Here is a 14,794-nt window from a genome sequence, read left to right on the forward strand (position 1 = left end):
GTTCACGGCGTCGGGTACGCCTGGGACGTGCCGCGATGAGCGGCGTCGACCGACTCTTTGCACGGTGGCCGCGGCCGCTGGACCCGATGCGATCGTTCAAAGTGAAGGTCGGCCTCCTGGTTGTCGCAGCGCTGTTGTTCGCCGCGGGCGGTTTCTGGCTGACGTCGCAACAACCGTTTCGTTTTGCTCTCCTGACGGCGCTGGTTGTCGCTCTCGGAGTTACACAAGTGCTCGCACACGGAATGACGTCACCGCTTCGCGAGATGACAGCCGCGGCGAAGGCGATGGCGCGCGGCGATTATTCGCGGCGGGTACGAGCGACTTCCCGCGACGAAGTAGGCGAACTCGCCCATGCGTTCAATCGGATGGCCGAGGACCTCGGGGCCGACGACCGGTACCGCCGCGAGTTGATCGGCAACGTCTCCCACGAATTACGGACGCCCATCACCGCTTTGCAAGCCATGCTCGAAAACGTCGTCGACGGTGTCGAAGAACCGGATCCGGCGATGATGAAATCGGCGTTGCGGCAGACGGAACGACTGGGAGCGCTGGTGGCCGACCTTCTCGACCTCTCGAAACTCGAGGGTGGCGCCATGCCGTTGAAGCGCCGCCGTTTCGAGGTCGAGCCGTTCCTACGTGAGCTGTCGAGTGTGAGTGCGGGCGACATCGAGATAGACGTCAAGCCTCCGAAATTGTCCGTGGTAGCCGATCCGGATCGCCTCCATCAGGTGGTGACCAACCTGGTGGACAACGCGGTTCAGCACGGGAACGTCGACACGAAAGTTGTCATCCGAGTGCGTACCGGCAGTGCAGGGGAGTTGGTGCTCGATGTCCACGACGACGGCCCCGGCATCGAGCCACACGCCCGTGAGCGAGTGTTCGACCGCTTCATCCGCGGCGGATCGACCGACGGGGGTACCGGGCTCGGCCTCGCGATCGCGAAGTGGGCGGTCGAATTACATGACGGCAGGATCGCCGTCGTCGATGCCCCGTCGGGCTGCTGCATTCGAGTAGTGCTGCCGCAGAGCTGAATCAAAGTTTCCAACGAGATCGAGAGATCTCGCGATGGCGCATGCCTTCATCAGGCATTCGCCCGTAGTTCCGAACCCGAAATTTGAACCCGAAACATGGGAGATCACATGAGCGCTCCAATAGTCATTCCACCGAAAGCACCGATACCGGTTGCAAAACCCAAGCGTCCCAGCCGGTTCTGGCGTCCTGATCGCACGTCGATGGCCACCCGCTCGATGCTCGTCGGCGCGAGCAGCGTTGGGGCGCTGGCGGCCCTGATCCTCGATCCAGGGTTCGTGAGTATCGCGTACGTGATCGTCGGTGTCGGCGTGGTGATCGTGTTCGGGATTCTGACGCCGCCGCGGATGTCTACGACGCAGTGGGCCGCCGCGATGGGGATGCTCGCACTTCTGGGCGTTGCCGCCGTTCGCGGTGCGGAGTGGTTGGTGTTCCTCTGCGTCGTAGCTGCGTGGGTTCTGTTCACGTGGACTCTGATCGGCGGGCGGACGTGGACCGGAATACTTCTGGGAACGGTCGCTCCCTGGCGGGCACCCCACCGTACGGTCAACTTCGTTCGTCGTCGAAAACTTGCTACCCGCTCTGCTCCGCGGGTGCCGGCGGCGCGAGTTGTCGTCGTGAGCGCAGTGTCGATTCTTCTCCTGCTGATTTTCGGATCTTTGTTCGTGAGTGCGGATCCGGAGTTCGCGAAGATCTTCGGCGGCTTCGCTCCTGCCATCTCCGTGTCGAACCCGGGGGCACGGATCTTTGCCGGCGTCGTGATGGCGTTCGGCACACTGGTTGCGGTGTACCTGCGTCGCAGAACGCCGACGGTGGACGCGTTTGCACCTGCGCCGGCGACGCCGTTGCCGATGTGGGAGTGGGCGGTCCCGCTCGGAGTGCTCAACGTGCTGTTCCTCGGTTTTGTTGCAGTACAGACGAAGACGCTGTTCGGGGGAGACGAGCACGTACAGGTGACCGATGGACTGACCTATGCGGACTACGCGCGTGAGGGTTTCTGGCAGCTCATGGCGGTTACCGTGCTGACGCTGCTCGTCATCGCCGTCGCAGTGCGGTACATCGACCGCCGCGACGCTGGATCGAGGCGTCTTGCCCGCGGACTGCTGGGTGCCCTGTGTGTCTTCAGCCTGGTGATCGTGGCGTCTGCTGTGCACCGGATGTGGTTGTACGAGAATCAGTACGGTTTCACGGTGCTCCGGGTCAGCGTCTTCGCGACAGAACTGCTTCTGGGCTTCGTGTTCGTGTTGTTGCTCGTCGCAGGTATTCGGATGTCCGGAAAATGGCTGCCCACAGCTGTTCTCGCCACTTCGGCCGTCGCGCTGCTTGCCTTCGCGGTGTTCAACCCCGATGCGTACATCGCGCAAAAGAACGTGGAGCGGTTCGAGGGCGGCAAGAGCATAGACGTTTCCTACTTACGCGGGCTCTCCGTCGACGCGGTACCTGCCTTGGATCGTCTACCGGAACCGCAGCGTTCATGTGCCTTGAGCAGATATCGATTCGGAGTGCCGGGTACCACTGCGCCCTGGGAGTTCAACGCAGCGCGTGAGAAGGCGCGCGACATCCTGGAAGCTCGCCCGGTCGGTCCGTGCCTGCAGATGTACACGGTCGGATAGACGCAGGGCGATTGTGCAGCCGCACGGCAGATATCGCGCGCGGCTGCACAATCGGCGAGCGTCGCCTGTTCGATCAGTGCACGGCGACTGAGATTTTCTCCCGTTCCTCCGCGGACACCACGTCGCGGGTGGAGCGCAAGTCGATCGTCACGCTGTTGAGTTGGCCGCCGTAGCGGAACGTGCCCTTGTCCGCGAACTCTTCCGCGACCGGGCTTCCCCGGTTGATGCCGACGTCGAGCTGTTCGTTCATGCTGAAGATCGCCCGAGTGGTCTTCTCGATCCGGCCCTCGGAGACCACCTCGTCGTCGACGCTCAGGGTTGCGGTTCCACCCTTGCCGATTCCGCCGCCGTCGTACTCGAAGTGGACGGACACCTCGCGTGCATCGGGTGCCAGCGGGTTGCGCCCGCGCACGAAGGTCCGACCACCGCCGCTGAAGTTGTAGCAGTAGACGGGGACGGAATCGAGTATGTACAAAGCGAATCCGCCGAACCGGCCACCGAGGCTGACCAGCATGCCGTCGGCGACGCTACCCAGACTCGCGGTCAGCGTGTACGAGCGGTTGAAGAACGTCGGCGCGGCTTTCTCGACCAGACCGTTCATGTGTGGGTACAGCGTGAGGGTCTTGCGGCCCATCATCGGATGCGGGGGTCGTGATTCCGCGGTGGCGTGGCGACCGACCGTTCTGTCGTCCAGCGGCAACACCTGATATTTGGCCGCCTCGACGAGGAACTTTTCCTTGAGGCGGGCCAGGATCTCGGGATGCTCGTCCGCGAGATCGCGGGCCTGCGACCAGTCGACCGAGGTGTCGTACAGCTCCCAGCGGTCTTCGCTCATCGGTGTGAGCTCGAGGCCGTGAGTGGCCATCAGCCAGGGTGCGCGGTGGGCCGTGACTGCGGTCCAACCGTGATCGTAGATTCCGCGGTTGCCGAAGATCTCGAAATACTGTGTGGTGTGGCGCTCTTCGGCGTCGGGCTCGGCGAAGGTGTAGTTCATCGCCACGCCTTCCATCGGTTTCTGGGTGACCCCGTCGACGCTGGTCGGTGCCGGAATGCCGGCAGCTTCCAGGATTGTCGGCGTGATGTCGACGCAGTGATGCCACTGCTCCCTGATTCCTGGCTTGTCGATCCCCTTGGGCCAGTGGGCGATCAGACCGTTTCGGGTACCGCCGTAGTGGGACGCAACCTGCTTGGCCCACTGGTACGGGGTGTCGAGAGCCAGAGCCCACGACGCCGGATAGTGCGGGTAGCTGGTTTCGGTCCCCAATTCGTCGTAGCGCGCCAGTACGTCGGATGTCGCACTCTTGTAACCGTTGAGGCCGGCGAGGTAGTTGAACGAGCCCTCCATGCCGCCCTCGGCGGAGGCGCCGTTGTCACCCATCATGTAGAGCACCAGAGTGTTGTCGAGTACACCCATTTCCTGCAACCGGTCGACGAGCCTGCCTACCTCGTCGTCGGTGTGCTCGAGAAATGCCGCGTACAACTCCATCAAACGGGCCGAGACCTTCTTCTGGTCGTCGTCGAGTTCGTCCCAGTGTGGGAGCCCCGGAGCCCACGGGGCCAACTCGGTGTCAGGAGCGACGACGCCCAGTTCCTTCTGCTTGTGGAGGGTGATCTCACGTTGGCGATCCCACCCGTGATCGAATTCGCCGACGTACTTGTCCAGGTAGCGGTCCGGGACCTGAAGTGGAGCGTGGCACGCGCCGAAGGGGAGGTAGCAGAACCACGGCTTGTCCGGGTCCATCGTGTTGACGCCCTCGACCCATTCGATCGCGTGGTCGACGAGATCTTCGGACAGGTGGTAACCCTCCTGTGGCGTCTTGGGTAAGTCGACCATCGTGAAGTCCTCGTAGAGAACCGGGGTGAACTGATCGGACTCGGCACCGAGAAAACCGTAGAACTTGTCGAAACCCTCACGGACCGGCCACCGATCGAACGGCCCGGCAGCGGTGGTCTCCCACGTCGGGGTCTGGTGCATCTTGCCGAAAGCGCCCGTCGCATAGCCGTTTCCCTGCAGGACGCGTGCGACCGTGGCGGCAGAGGCAGGGCGGGTACCGTTGTATCCCGGTGCCGCGTTGGCCATTTCGGAGATGACACCCATACCGACACTGTGGTGGTTGCGCCCCGTCAGTGTGGCGGCACGCGTCGGCGAGCACAGAGCCGTGGTGTGGAATCGGCTGTATTTCACGCCGGTTTCGGCCAAACGCTCGGCGGTGGGCGTGCGGCACGGGCCACCGAACGCGGAGGGTGCGCCGAATCCGACGTCGTCGATCATGATCAGCAGCACGTTCGGGGCCCCGGCCGGCGGGCGAAGCGGTTCCGGGCGGGTGTACGGGGGATTCTGATCGGGGTAGTACACGGCGGCCGCGACGTTCGGCGTCTCGGGAATGATCGGGATGGAATGGCGATTCACCAGCAGGCTCCTTGGCGTATGCAAAACCGGGTCGATTAAGCAGTCGTCTTAATCTGGAGCGTATCGATCGGAATTCAGTTGGCGGCGTAGGTCTCGCTGACTGGGACAATCACCCCTGTGAGTGGTTAAGGAGTCCCTGCACTCCCAAACCGCGCACAGGGGGTGGGTCTTGCGGAATTAAGTCAGTGACTTATATGGTCGGTATATGCCCGCCTCGTTGGATGCCAAGAACGCCATGATCGCCGTCGCCGAGCGGATGTTCGCCGAGCACGGTATTCACGAAGTGTCCATGCGGGACGTGGCGACTGCGGCCGGGCAGCGCAACAACTCTGCAGTTCAGTATCACTTCGGTGGGCGAGACGGTCTGGTACTGGCCGTATTCCGGCATCGGATGGATCAGATCAATGCAGCGCGACTGACGTATCTGGACGACGTCGACGCCAGTGGGCGGACCGATCTGGTCCGTGCTTTGGTCGAAGCCTTCCTGTATCCGCTTGCCGATTTCATGGCGACGGTCGACGGGTCCAACTATGCGCGGTTCATCGCGAGAATTTCACCGTCAGTAGATACACAGAGTGCTGAGTTTCGCGAGGTCAGTGAAGGAATCAACGAGGTAGTCGGCAGGTTGACGCGGGCGTTGCCGCATCTGCCCCGCCGCGTCGCGGTTGAACGGATCGATCTGACGTTCAACATGAGCGTCTCTGCTCTGGCCATCTTCGAGCAGCGCCGCGAAGACGAAAACCCCGTTGTGCAGGCAGATTTCGATACGACGGTGGATCATCTGGTCGATCTCGCGGTAGGAGCACTGACCGCGCCCCAAAGCGCACACAAACGCACACGAGCAAAGCGGGTGCACGCGTCGACTGACGTGTGACCCCGCGACACGACACGACAGGACGGAGTCATTCGATGGCTACCCTTACATCATCACGAACAGTCCAAATCGGCAATCACACAATCGAATTCGGACCACGCGGAATGAGGCGCAATCCGGAAGGCGTTGAATCGAGGCCGTACGAGCGGTTCACTCTGACACCCGTCACACCGTTCATCGGTGCCGAGATCAGCGATATCGACTTGCGTGATCCGTCGGAGGAGCAGATCGAGGACGTGCGTCGGGCCCTCCTCGAATGGAAGGTCGTGTTCTTTCGGGACCAGCCGATTTCGAGCTTGAATCATCGTGACTTCGCGGCCCATTGGGGTGAACTCGAGGTCCATCCACTTCTCCCGCAGGGAGAGGTCCCGGCAGTCGTCAGATTCGAACGCGGAGAGGACAGTCCAGGAACGGAGAACATCTGGCACGTCGACGTCACCTGGACGAAGACGCCGCCACTCGGTTCAGTACTTCGGGCGATCGACGTACCGCCTGCCGGTGGTGACACGCTCTGGGCCGATATGGGTAACGCCTTCGACTGCCTCCCCGACGAGATCAAGGACTTGATCGACGGCAAGGACGCCATCCACGATTTTGTGCCGTCCTTCGGACGCGGCATGAGCCCGGAGAAGTTGGAGCAGATGAAGGAGCAGTACCCGCCGGTTCTGCATCCGATGGTGCGTAAGCATCCGGAGACCGGGCGTAAGACTCTGTTCGTCAACAGCCTCTTCACCACCCACATTCCGGATATGGATCCTGTCGAAGGCAACGATCTGCTCAACCTGCTGTTCGCGCAGGTCAAGGTCCCGGACTTCCAGTGCCGCTTCAAGTGGGCGCCGAATTCCATTGCCTTCTGGGACAACCGGGCCACCCAGCACTACGCTGCGAGCGACTACTTCCCTCATCGCCGCGTCATGGAGCGGGTGGCCATCCTGGGGGACCGGCCCTTCTGATTTTGTACTCCACTCGCGCAGGACTGGCGGTGGTCGGCGACGACCCGAGCGAGATCACGTATCTTTGCCATCGAGGAAGTCCGCGACCACCTTCATGAACAATTCCCGCTCTTCGATGTGCGGCATGTGGCTCGAATGTTCGAATCGGACCCACCGTGCTCCGCTTATCTCGCGGACAAAAGGTTCGACAGAGCGATCGGTTGCTTCGTCGTACGCACCGTTGATTACCAGCGTTCGAGTCTGAATCCGGGAAAGACGTTCTTTCACAGACCAATTGCGTAGGGATCCGATGACGTGAAACTCGCTTGGACCGTTCATCGTGTGATAAACAGTCGGATCGGTATCGATCCACTCGAATGTCGCCGCCACTTCCGGTGGGGTCGGAATCGATCGGCATACATGTCGATCGTAGAACTCCGACATCGCCGCCCGATACTCCTGTGAGTCCGTCGTACCTGCATGTTCGTTGCGCAGCAACGCTTCTTGGACCTCAAGTGGCAAGGCGCTCCGCAGTTCGGCTGCTGCGTCCATCCAATCCTGCATCGATGCCGGTGAATTCGCGATCACCAGATTCCGAAGCCCTGGTGGTCGGCGCAGCGCATGCTCAGCCGCCAGCATGCCACCCCACGATTGACCCAAGAGGTCGTACTCGCCGATTCCGAGCTCCGAGATTAGATTCTCGAGCTCGCGGAGGAACAGGTCGACGGTCCAGAAATCGTAGGGAGCTTCGGACATATGGGTCGAGCGTCCATTTCCCAATTGGTCGTAGTGTATGACGGATCGGTTGTCGTTGACCAAATCGCACAGGCTGACGAGGTAGTCGTGGGTGCAACCAGGCCCACCGTGTAGCACCAACAGCGGACGACCACGTTCTTGAGGCTCTTCGCTTTCAGCTGTCCAGCGGTAGTAGGTACTCCATTGTTCGAATCCGACTACCGATTCTTCGACAGTATGCACAGCCGTATCTCCTTGCAGCTCGTGGGCGATGCTCTGATCCTCGGCTCCAGCAACGGCGTTGCCAACCTGTTCTGTGTCTGAACAAAACTCGCGTGAGCGCCCGCCGCGGACAAAACTATGACCTGCATCTCAAGGATGCTTTCGATGAATTCTTCCTGTGTAACAGCTGGATTAACTGTCGCGTGTCGGATGGGAAGGTCACTCGTTGCTGCTCAGAGGTGGGGCCGCAATCGACATACTCGCGATCTTCGGCTTATCTGGGTTGCACTTTTTGTTCAGTAACAAATGCTATTGCACCTGAACTATCGCACCCTGCATGCTCGGCTGACCAACCGATAACATGCAAGGAGGTGAGTTCGAGATGACTTTCTCAGTCGGCCCGCAGTTTCCCAGGCCGGATGCTCAATTGATGGAGAGATTTACCCGAGTTACCGCAGCAACACTCGGCCACACAACAGATTTCGGGTTTCCTCGTGGATTGAAGCCAGTTGGTCCTTCGGGCCGATTCGCGGGTCCGGCCCTGACAGTCAAGATCCCCCATCTCGATTCGACAGCTGTTCATCGTGCGATGAGTTTGGTTCAACCGGGGGATGTTGTTGTGATCGATCAGTCCGGCGACGATCACCGTTCCAGTTTTGGTGGCACGCTTGCCGCAATCGCCGCGGATGCGGGAGCAGTCGCAGCGGTGTCGAACGGTTCGACCAATGATGCGGCCGAAATTCGTGAACTGGGGTTCCCAGTGTTCTCTCGCGGTCTTACGGCTTTGACGACACGAATCTTGATGTTGGAAGGGCAGATCAACGTCCCAGTCAGCGTCGGTGGCGTTGTCGTGATGCCTGGTGACATCGTATTCGGCGATGACGACGGTATCGCCGTCGTGCCGGCCTCGCAGGCTCAGGAGGTAGCAGATCGATTGTCGCTCATTGAGATCGACTTCGAGCGTTCGGACCTTCGCGGCACTGTGGCCAGGGGTACTGACCTAGCCGAGTTGACCGGTGCGTCCGGTCAAGGTCCGCGATGACTACGGGAGGCAGCCTCGCAATCAGATTGGCTCAAGTGTCCTCGGTTCGTGATGTATCGACGAACGCGGAGCTGTGCCAGTCGTTGGTCGACCATGCGGTGCAGGAAGGAATCGACCTCCTGGTGCTTCCCGAATCGGCGTCGAGTCGGACCGATGCCGTCGACGAATCTCCCCAGGATGAGCGGCTCGATGGATTCTTTGTTCGTAAGTTAGCCGAATCCACGCGCGGAACTGAGCTGACCGTCATCGTGGGAGTCACCGAGACCGCTGATACGGGAAGGCCTTTCAACACTATCGTGGCGCTTCGCGACGGCGAGATCATATCCACGTACCGGAAGATACACCTGTACGACGCCTTTGCCTTCCGCGAATCAGACTCCGTTACTGCAGGAGACGGAACTCTCAGTACCTTTGTGGTCAAGGGGTTCTCGATCGGAATGCTTACCTGTTATGACATACGATTCCCGGAGGTTGCCAGACTGCTGGCGGACAAAGGCGTCGATGTTCTGGTGCTTCCGACATCATGGGTTTCCGGACCGCTCAAGGAAGAGCACTGGGAAACCCTGTGCAAAGCCCGCGCCTTGGAGAACACATGTTTCCTCGCTGCCGCCGGTCAAACAGGAGGCAACCGAATCGGACGCAGCATGATCGTCGGTCCGGACGGTGTGGTGCGAGCGATGGCTGGAATCGAGGAAGGCACTGTGTCCGTCAGCCTTTCGATGGCCCTTCTTCACTCTGCCCGGCACGTGATGCCGGTCCTGAAGCAACGGCGCTTCTTCGTCGATCCACGAGCAACAGATGTCGTATCGGCATCCGATTGCCAGTACAGCAGGAGCTGACAATGACTACATTCATACAACGTCGACACACGATCGCGGCAGTGCTGTGCGCAGGTTCGGTCCTTGCAGGATCGGCCTGTAGTAGCGGCGCCACCGCCGACAGTTCAAGTGCCGCGCAACCCTCGGTGCAGATGGACTCGGCACTTCACGACGCTCTTCCACAGAGGATTCGTGACGCAGGCAAGCTCGTGATCGTCATGCCTGGTGTGAACCCGCCGTGGTGGCAGAAGGCAGGTGACTCCTATAGTGGTGCGGCTGCTGAACTCACCGGCCAACTCGGCGAAGTCCTGGGCATAAACGTCGAGTACGTACCGATGAACGATCTGGCTGGGGCGTTCGCTGCAGTTTCGTCCGGTCGATACGACGCTGGGTTCAACCCCTACGGAGACACCGGCAAATCGGAGAATATTCAGTTGGTGGACGTGGTGCGCGAGATCGTTCCATTTCTCGTTCCCAAGGGAAATCCAAAGGGTGTGAACGGTCTCGACGACGTTTGCGGGATCTCGGTGTCCGCGTTGGGCCCCGCCGGTACCGGGTCTGCCTACAAAATTCTAACCGATCGTTCCGATCGTTGTGTGGCCGAGGGTAAGTCGGCGATCAATGTGGTGGGTCTCAAGTCGGTTCCTGATGGAGTTTTGTCCGTCAAGTCGGGGCGCGCTGATGCATTCTTCGCCTCCGGCGCACCACTTTCCTACTATGCAAAGACTTCGGACGGTGCGCTGGAGATCACCGGAAAAGATGCCGACAACGGATTCTCGAATCTTTACCAGGGCATGATTCTTCCGTTGAACTCTCCGTTGACGCCGACAATTCTTGCGGGATTTCAGAAGGTGTTCGACAGCGGCGCCTACGACGAGATCATGAACCGTTACGAACTCCAGGCTCAAATGCTTGACGCTCCTGGTGTCGACCTCGCCAGGGCGAAGTGACATGACCGCCAGCGACATGCGTGATCTCGGGACTGCCCGCGTGACCCCTGACGGTGACGACATGATCGATGTGTCGATCGCAAAGCGTCCGCCGAGGCCGTGGACGTGGTTCACGGCAGTTGTCGTCGGAGTTCTTCTCGCTCAACTCGTCAACATGATGGTCCGAAACCCCAACTTCGAATGGGGTGTCGTCGCCGAATATCTGAACAGTGAGCAAATATTGAAGGGTCTGGTGGTGACGTGCTACTTGACGATTCTGGCGATGTTCATCGGAGTCGTGTTCGGTGGAGTACTCGCCGCGTTCCGAATCGCGGACAACCCGGTGCTCCGCGCGATCGCATCGGGATACATCTGGGTCTTTCGTGGAACTCCGCAGCTTGTTCAGTTGATCTTCTGGTTCAATATCGCACTGTTGATTCCGGTTCTCGGGATCGGAATTCCCTTCGGACCGACATTCATTCAATCCGAGGCGAATTCGGTGATAACCCCCTTTCTTGCTGCGGTGGTAGGTCTCGGTCTTCACGAGGCCGCATATCAGGCCGAGATCTATCGGGCGGGCCTTCTATCTGTCGACGAGGGACAGATAGACGCTGCCAAGTCGGTCGGCATGAAGCCGATGTCGATCTTCCTGAGAATTCAACTGCCGCAAGCGATGCGGTTCATTGTCCCGCCGACATTCAGTCAGATCATCGGCATGACGAAGGCTACGTCCATCGTGAGCGTCATCGGCGGCGCGGAACTGTTGTTCTCCGCTCAGGAAATCTACAGTGACACATTCCAAACGATTCCATTGTTGATCGTGGCCTGTATCTGGTATCTCGTTCTGACCACCGTACTCAACTTCTTCCAGTATTTCATCGAGGCGCACTACGCCAAGGGCGCCACCCGAAGCGCATCGACCAATGCCGGCACCTGGTTTGCGCAGTGGGTGTCGAAGGGTTTGCGCAAGAATCGAATGAGGACGTCATGACGGATCGAACCAGAAGTACGGGACAACCGCTGCTCTCTATTCGCAATTTGCGAAAAAGCTACGGAGACAATGAAGTATTGCGCGGAGTCAGCCTGGACGTACACCGCGGCGAAACAGTGGCAATTCTCGGAGCATCCGGTTCGGGCAAATCGACGATGTTGCGTTGCGTCAACTATCTGGAACGGCCAGACGGTGGCTCAATCACTCTCGGTGGTGAGTTGCTCGGGTGTGAACTGAGTTCGCGCGGTCTGCGGATGCTCGGTGAGGGAAAGATCTCCAGACAGCGCCAGAAGACGGGGATGGTCTTTCAGAGCTTCAATCTGTTTCCCCATTGGACCGTGCTCCGGAACGTGATCGACGCGCCGATCCACGTTCGAGGCCTGGACAAGGGTAAGGCTCGCGAACTCGGTCTGAGATTGTTGTCGAGGGTGGGATTGGAAGATCGTGCGGACTCGTACCCGAAGCACCTTTCCGGGGGACAACAGCAGCGTGTGTCGATTGCGCGCGCGTTGGCGATGGAGCCGGAGTTGTTGCTCTTCGATGAGCCGACCTCGGCCTTGGATCCGGCTAACGTCGGGGAGGTGACCTCGGTGATGAAGCAGTTGGCCGACGAAGGATCGACCATGATGGTTGTCACTCACGAGATCGGCTTTGCACGCGCCGCGGCATCCCGGGTCGTTGTGGTGGCGAACGGTTCGATCGTCGAGGACGGTCATACCGAGCAAGTGCTGCAGGCGCCGCGGAGTCCGATCACCGAGTCCTTCTTGGAGAACACCCTGCACCGATGATTCGATTCAGGAGCGGACGATGCAGACGCGAGGGACTTGAAGGACGGAGAACGTTGTGGGTCGGGTGACCAAGTTCGATGCGGCCCTGTTGGGCAGAAGAATCGAGGACCCATCCTCCCGGGGTATCGCCTCCTACGTAGCTGAACTGATCAGGACAGGTGAACTGACGCCGGGGGACGCACTGCCCCACGTGCGTTCGTTGGCCGAGGTTCTCCGGGTCAGTCCGGCGACGGTCTCCTCGGCGTGGAGTCTGCTCAAGAAACGAGGGTTGATCATGGGCAGCGGTAAGTCGGGAACCCGAGTCAGCAGCCCGGTGGGATTGGTGACGCGAATCGAACCGGCATCCATCATCCCGGCCCGGTTCGACATGCGCTTGCTTTATCCCGACCCTGACCTGTTGCCCTCGCTGAAACCGGCGTTGGTCAGTGCATCGGAGATGCCGGGACTCGACCAGTACTACGATTCGCCCATCCTTCCCGCGCTCAGAGATGTCGTGGAGCCCGAGTGGCCGTACCCCGCTGAGGCATTCGCAGTGGCGAACGGCGCATCTGATGCTATATGGACTGTCTTACAGTCACTTTCGGTTCCCGGCGATCGAATTGTGGTTGAATCCCCGACGCAACCGCAGTTGCTCAACCTCATGTCGGATCTGGGTCTGACCGTGGTGCCCGTGCCGTACGTCGAGGGCGGGTTGTCACTGATGCATCTCGAGGAAGCAATGAAGACGCGTCCTGTTGTGGTCTTCTATCAGCCGAGAGCTCAGGTGCCGACGGGTAATGCAACAGCTACGGACCGCGCATGGCGGATCGCGGAAGTACTGAAGCGCAATACTTCCGCGATGATTGTGGAGTACGACGATCTGAATGCTCTATCGTTGGTGGATATCAACAGTGTGGGCGAGTATCTCCCCAAACGGACGATCCACATCAAGTCCTATGAGAAGTCGTACGGGCCTGATCTGCGGCTGGCAGTCATCGGAACGACTGTTGCTCGGATGGCCACTGTCCATGCGCAGATCCGATTGACAAGGCAGTGGACATCACGAATCTTGCAGAGTGCCTTGGCGTGGTTGCTGCAGGACGAAGTGACGGCTGAGGGCGTCGCTCGCGCCCGAGGCATTTACGCAGAAAGGCTCTTCGCCTTGACGTCGATGTTGCACGCCAACGGCATTGATGTGCCCGCCAGGGACGGGTTCTGCGTCTGGATTCCCGTGACAGACGAGGCGAAGGCGATCGAGCATCTCACAGCGCACGGGATCCTGGCCCTTGCCGGCGAGACGTCCTATTCGACGGGGGCGTTACCGCATATCCGTGTTGCCACGTCGAGAATGGAGCCGGGGATGAGCAGTCAATTGGCGGAGATTCTCCGTCAGTCCGCGCTCGCACTGTAAACGAGAACTGTTGAATGGAGTTGGACGTGAAATACCCACGTAGCGGACGGATTCCGGGGACGGCGTGTTCGAAGGACCAGCGGTTCAGTCACTTCAGTTTCATCCCTTCTCATCCCAGTGGTCGTGTCGCTGTGCTCGTACACGGGAGCGACCGGGCCGCCGAGTCCCTGCGCGAGTTATTTCTGGACTGGGCGGAAACGACGGGAACCACATTGCTTACGCCACTATTCCCCGCCGGGATCGGCAATCCGGCCGACAGTGACAATTACAAATCCCTCGAGTACGAAGGAATTCGGTTCGACCGCGTTTTGATCGACATGCTCGACGATCTTGCCGGTTGGGTGGAACTGGAGTTCGACCCCGAAGTATTACTGTTCGGATTCTCCGGGGGTGCTCAGTTCGCTCATCGGTTCTTCCTTGTTCATCCGCAACGAGTTCTTGCGGTCTCGATCGGTGCGCCCGGAAATGTGACGTTGTTGGATCGCGCGCGCGATTGGTGGGTGGGCATCGGAAACGCCTCGACTGTGTTCGGGCACGACATCGATCTCGAAAGTCTTGCCGCGGTACCGGTTCAGACTGTCATCGGTGGAAACGATGACGGGCGAGACGTCATCGCGGTCACACCAGAGCAGCCCAGATGGATGCCAGGAGCGAACGACGCCGGCGTGACTCGGGGTGATCGAATTGCGTCATTGCAGAACAACTATCGCCGGGCAGGAATCGACGTAAAAGAAGTGGTGATCGACTCGGTGTCACATCAGCTAGCACCGATGGTCACTCACGTTCAGGGATTCTTCGATTCTGTGCTCCAGCGGACTGCCTGACGCGTCCTTCTACTGCGGAATGCGGATGATGCACCGGAAGCCGACGTGGCAGGTCGAGGACTCCTCGGATTCGCCCTGCCGCGCGGCAGGGCGATATCGCAAGCAGTAGTTCGGTGCACACAGATGTGAGCCGCCCTTGATCACCCGTCGTGCGTAGGGTTCGCCGGCCAAGGCCTCGGTGGCGAACTCCGCGCGGG

Annotated in this window: 14 protein-coding genes; 11 read left to right on the forward strand and 3 right to left on the reverse strand. The window is 60.0% G+C overall.

The window, feature by feature from the left end; all coding sequences use genetic code 11:
• Positions 1 to 35 precede the first annotated feature (35 nt).
• Both ABX74_RS28940 and ABX74_RS28945 read left to right on the forward strand, forming a co-directional pair.
• Positions 36 to 1,031: a sensor histidine kinase gene (locus ABX74_RS28940; protein WP_047890295.1), complete on the forward strand. Its 996-nt coding sequence runs from the start codon at positions 36 to 38 to the stop codon at positions 1,029 to 1,031.
• Positions 1,032 to 1,139: 108 nt separating this feature from the next.
• Positions 1,140 to 2,642, forward strand: coding sequence for a DUF4153 domain-containing protein (locus ABX74_RS28945; protein WP_223258046.1), 1,503 nt, complete (start codon positions 1,140 to 1,142; stop codon positions 2,640 to 2,642).
• Between the two features lie 73 nt (positions 2,643 to 2,715).
• Here ABX74_RS28945 and ABX74_RS28950 read toward each other — a convergent pair whose 3' ends face one another.
• Positions 2,716 to 5,052 carry an arylsulfatase gene (locus tag ABX74_RS28950; protein WP_047890297.1) on the reverse strand — a complete coding sequence of 779 codons (2,337 nt, stop codon included), beginning with the start codon at positions 5,050 to 5,052 and terminating at the stop codon, positions 2,716 to 2,718.
• 205 nt (positions 5,053 to 5,257) lie between these two features.
• Here ABX74_RS28950 and ABX74_RS28955 point away from each other — a divergent pair, with 205 nt between their 5' ends.
• Both ABX74_RS28955 and ABX74_RS28960 read left to right on the forward strand, forming a co-directional pair.
• Positions 5,258 to 5,926: a TetR family transcriptional regulator gene (locus ABX74_RS28955; protein WP_021332258.1), complete on the forward strand. Its 669-nt coding sequence runs from the start codon at positions 5,258 to 5,260 to the stop codon at positions 5,924 to 5,926.
• 35 nt (positions 5,927 to 5,961) lie between these two features.
• The gene (locus tag ABX74_RS28960) at positions 5,962 to 6,879 is read left to right on the forward strand and encodes a TauD/TfdA dioxygenase family protein (RefSeq protein ID WP_029255969.1); all 918 of its coding nucleotides are present in this window, start codon (positions 5,962 to 5,964) and stop codon (positions 6,877 to 6,879) included.
• 54 nt (positions 6,880 to 6,933) lie between these two features.
• On the opposite strand, the gene ABX74_RS28965 is transcribed toward ABX74_RS28960, so the two are convergent.
• Entirely contained in the window at positions 6,934 to 7,836 is a 903-nt protein-coding gene (locus ABX74_RS28965) for a proline iminopeptidase-family hydrolase (RefSeq protein WP_134999166.1), read from the reverse strand.
• A gap of 361 nt (positions 7,837 to 8,197) precedes the next feature.
• Here ABX74_RS28965 and ABX74_RS28970 point away from each other — a divergent pair, with 361 nt between their 5' ends.
• The 7 genes from ABX74_RS28970 (at position 8,198) to ABX74_RS29000 (ending at position 14,597) form a co-directional block, all read left to right on the forward strand.
• A complete protein-coding gene (locus ABX74_RS28970; protein ID WP_053062095.1) occupies positions 8,198 to 8,857 on the forward strand; it encodes an RraA family protein in 660 nt (219 codons plus the stop codon).
• Positions 8,854 to 9,696 carry a carbon-nitrogen hydrolase family protein gene (locus ABX74_RS28975; protein WP_047890299.1) on the forward strand — a complete coding sequence of 281 codons (843 nt, stop codon included), beginning with the start codon at positions 8,854 to 8,856 and terminating at the stop codon, positions 9,694 to 9,696. The genes ABX74_RS28970 and ABX74_RS28975 overlap by 4 nt, the downstream gene beginning before the upstream one ends.
• 2 nt (positions 9,697 to 9,698) lie before the next feature.
• Entirely contained in the window at positions 9,699 to 10,625 is a 927-nt protein-coding gene (locus ABX74_RS28980) for a transporter substrate-binding domain-containing protein (RefSeq protein WP_053062094.1), read from the forward strand.
• 1 nt (position 10,626) lies between these two features.
• The gene (locus tag ABX74_RS28985) at positions 10,627 to 11,595 is read left to right on the forward strand and encodes an amino acid ABC transporter permease (protein ID WP_082148582.1); all 969 of its coding nucleotides are present in this window, start codon (positions 10,627 to 10,629) and stop codon (positions 11,593 to 11,595) included.
• On the forward strand, positions 11,592 to 12,383 hold the full coding sequence (locus tag ABX74_RS28990) for an amino acid ABC transporter ATP-binding protein (RefSeq protein ID WP_047890300.1): 792 nt from the start codon (positions 11,592 to 11,594) through the stop codon (positions 12,381 to 12,383). The genes ABX74_RS28985 and ABX74_RS28990 overlap by 4 nt, the downstream gene beginning before the upstream one ends.
• Positions 12,384 to 12,438: 55 nt before the next feature.
• Positions 12,439 to 13,773 (forward strand): aminotransferase class I/II-fold pyridoxal phosphate-dependent enzyme, encoded by a 1,335-nt coding sequence (locus ABX74_RS28995; RefSeq protein WP_082148583.1) that lies wholly within the window; start codon positions 12,439 to 12,441, stop codon positions 13,771 to 13,773.
• 212 nt (positions 13,774 to 13,985) lie between these two features.
• Entirely contained in the window at positions 13,986 to 14,597 is a 612-nt protein-coding gene (locus tag ABX74_RS29000) for an alpha/beta hydrolase (protein WP_134999167.1), read from the forward strand.
• Between the two features lie 9 nt (positions 14,598 to 14,606).
• On the opposite strand, the gene ABX74_RS29005 is transcribed toward ABX74_RS29000, so the two are convergent.
• Positions 14,607 to 14,794, reverse strand: a 188-nt coding sequence (locus ABX74_RS29005; protein WP_047890303.1) for an SUMF1/EgtB/PvdO family nonheme iron enzyme, incomplete at its 5' end; no start/stop codon positions are given.

The sequence above is a fragment of the Rhodococcus sp. ARP2 genome (assembly GCF_001029585.1).
GTDB lineage: Bacteria > Actinomycetota > Actinomycetes > Mycobacteriales > Mycobacteriaceae > Rhodococcus_F > Rhodococcus_F erythropolis.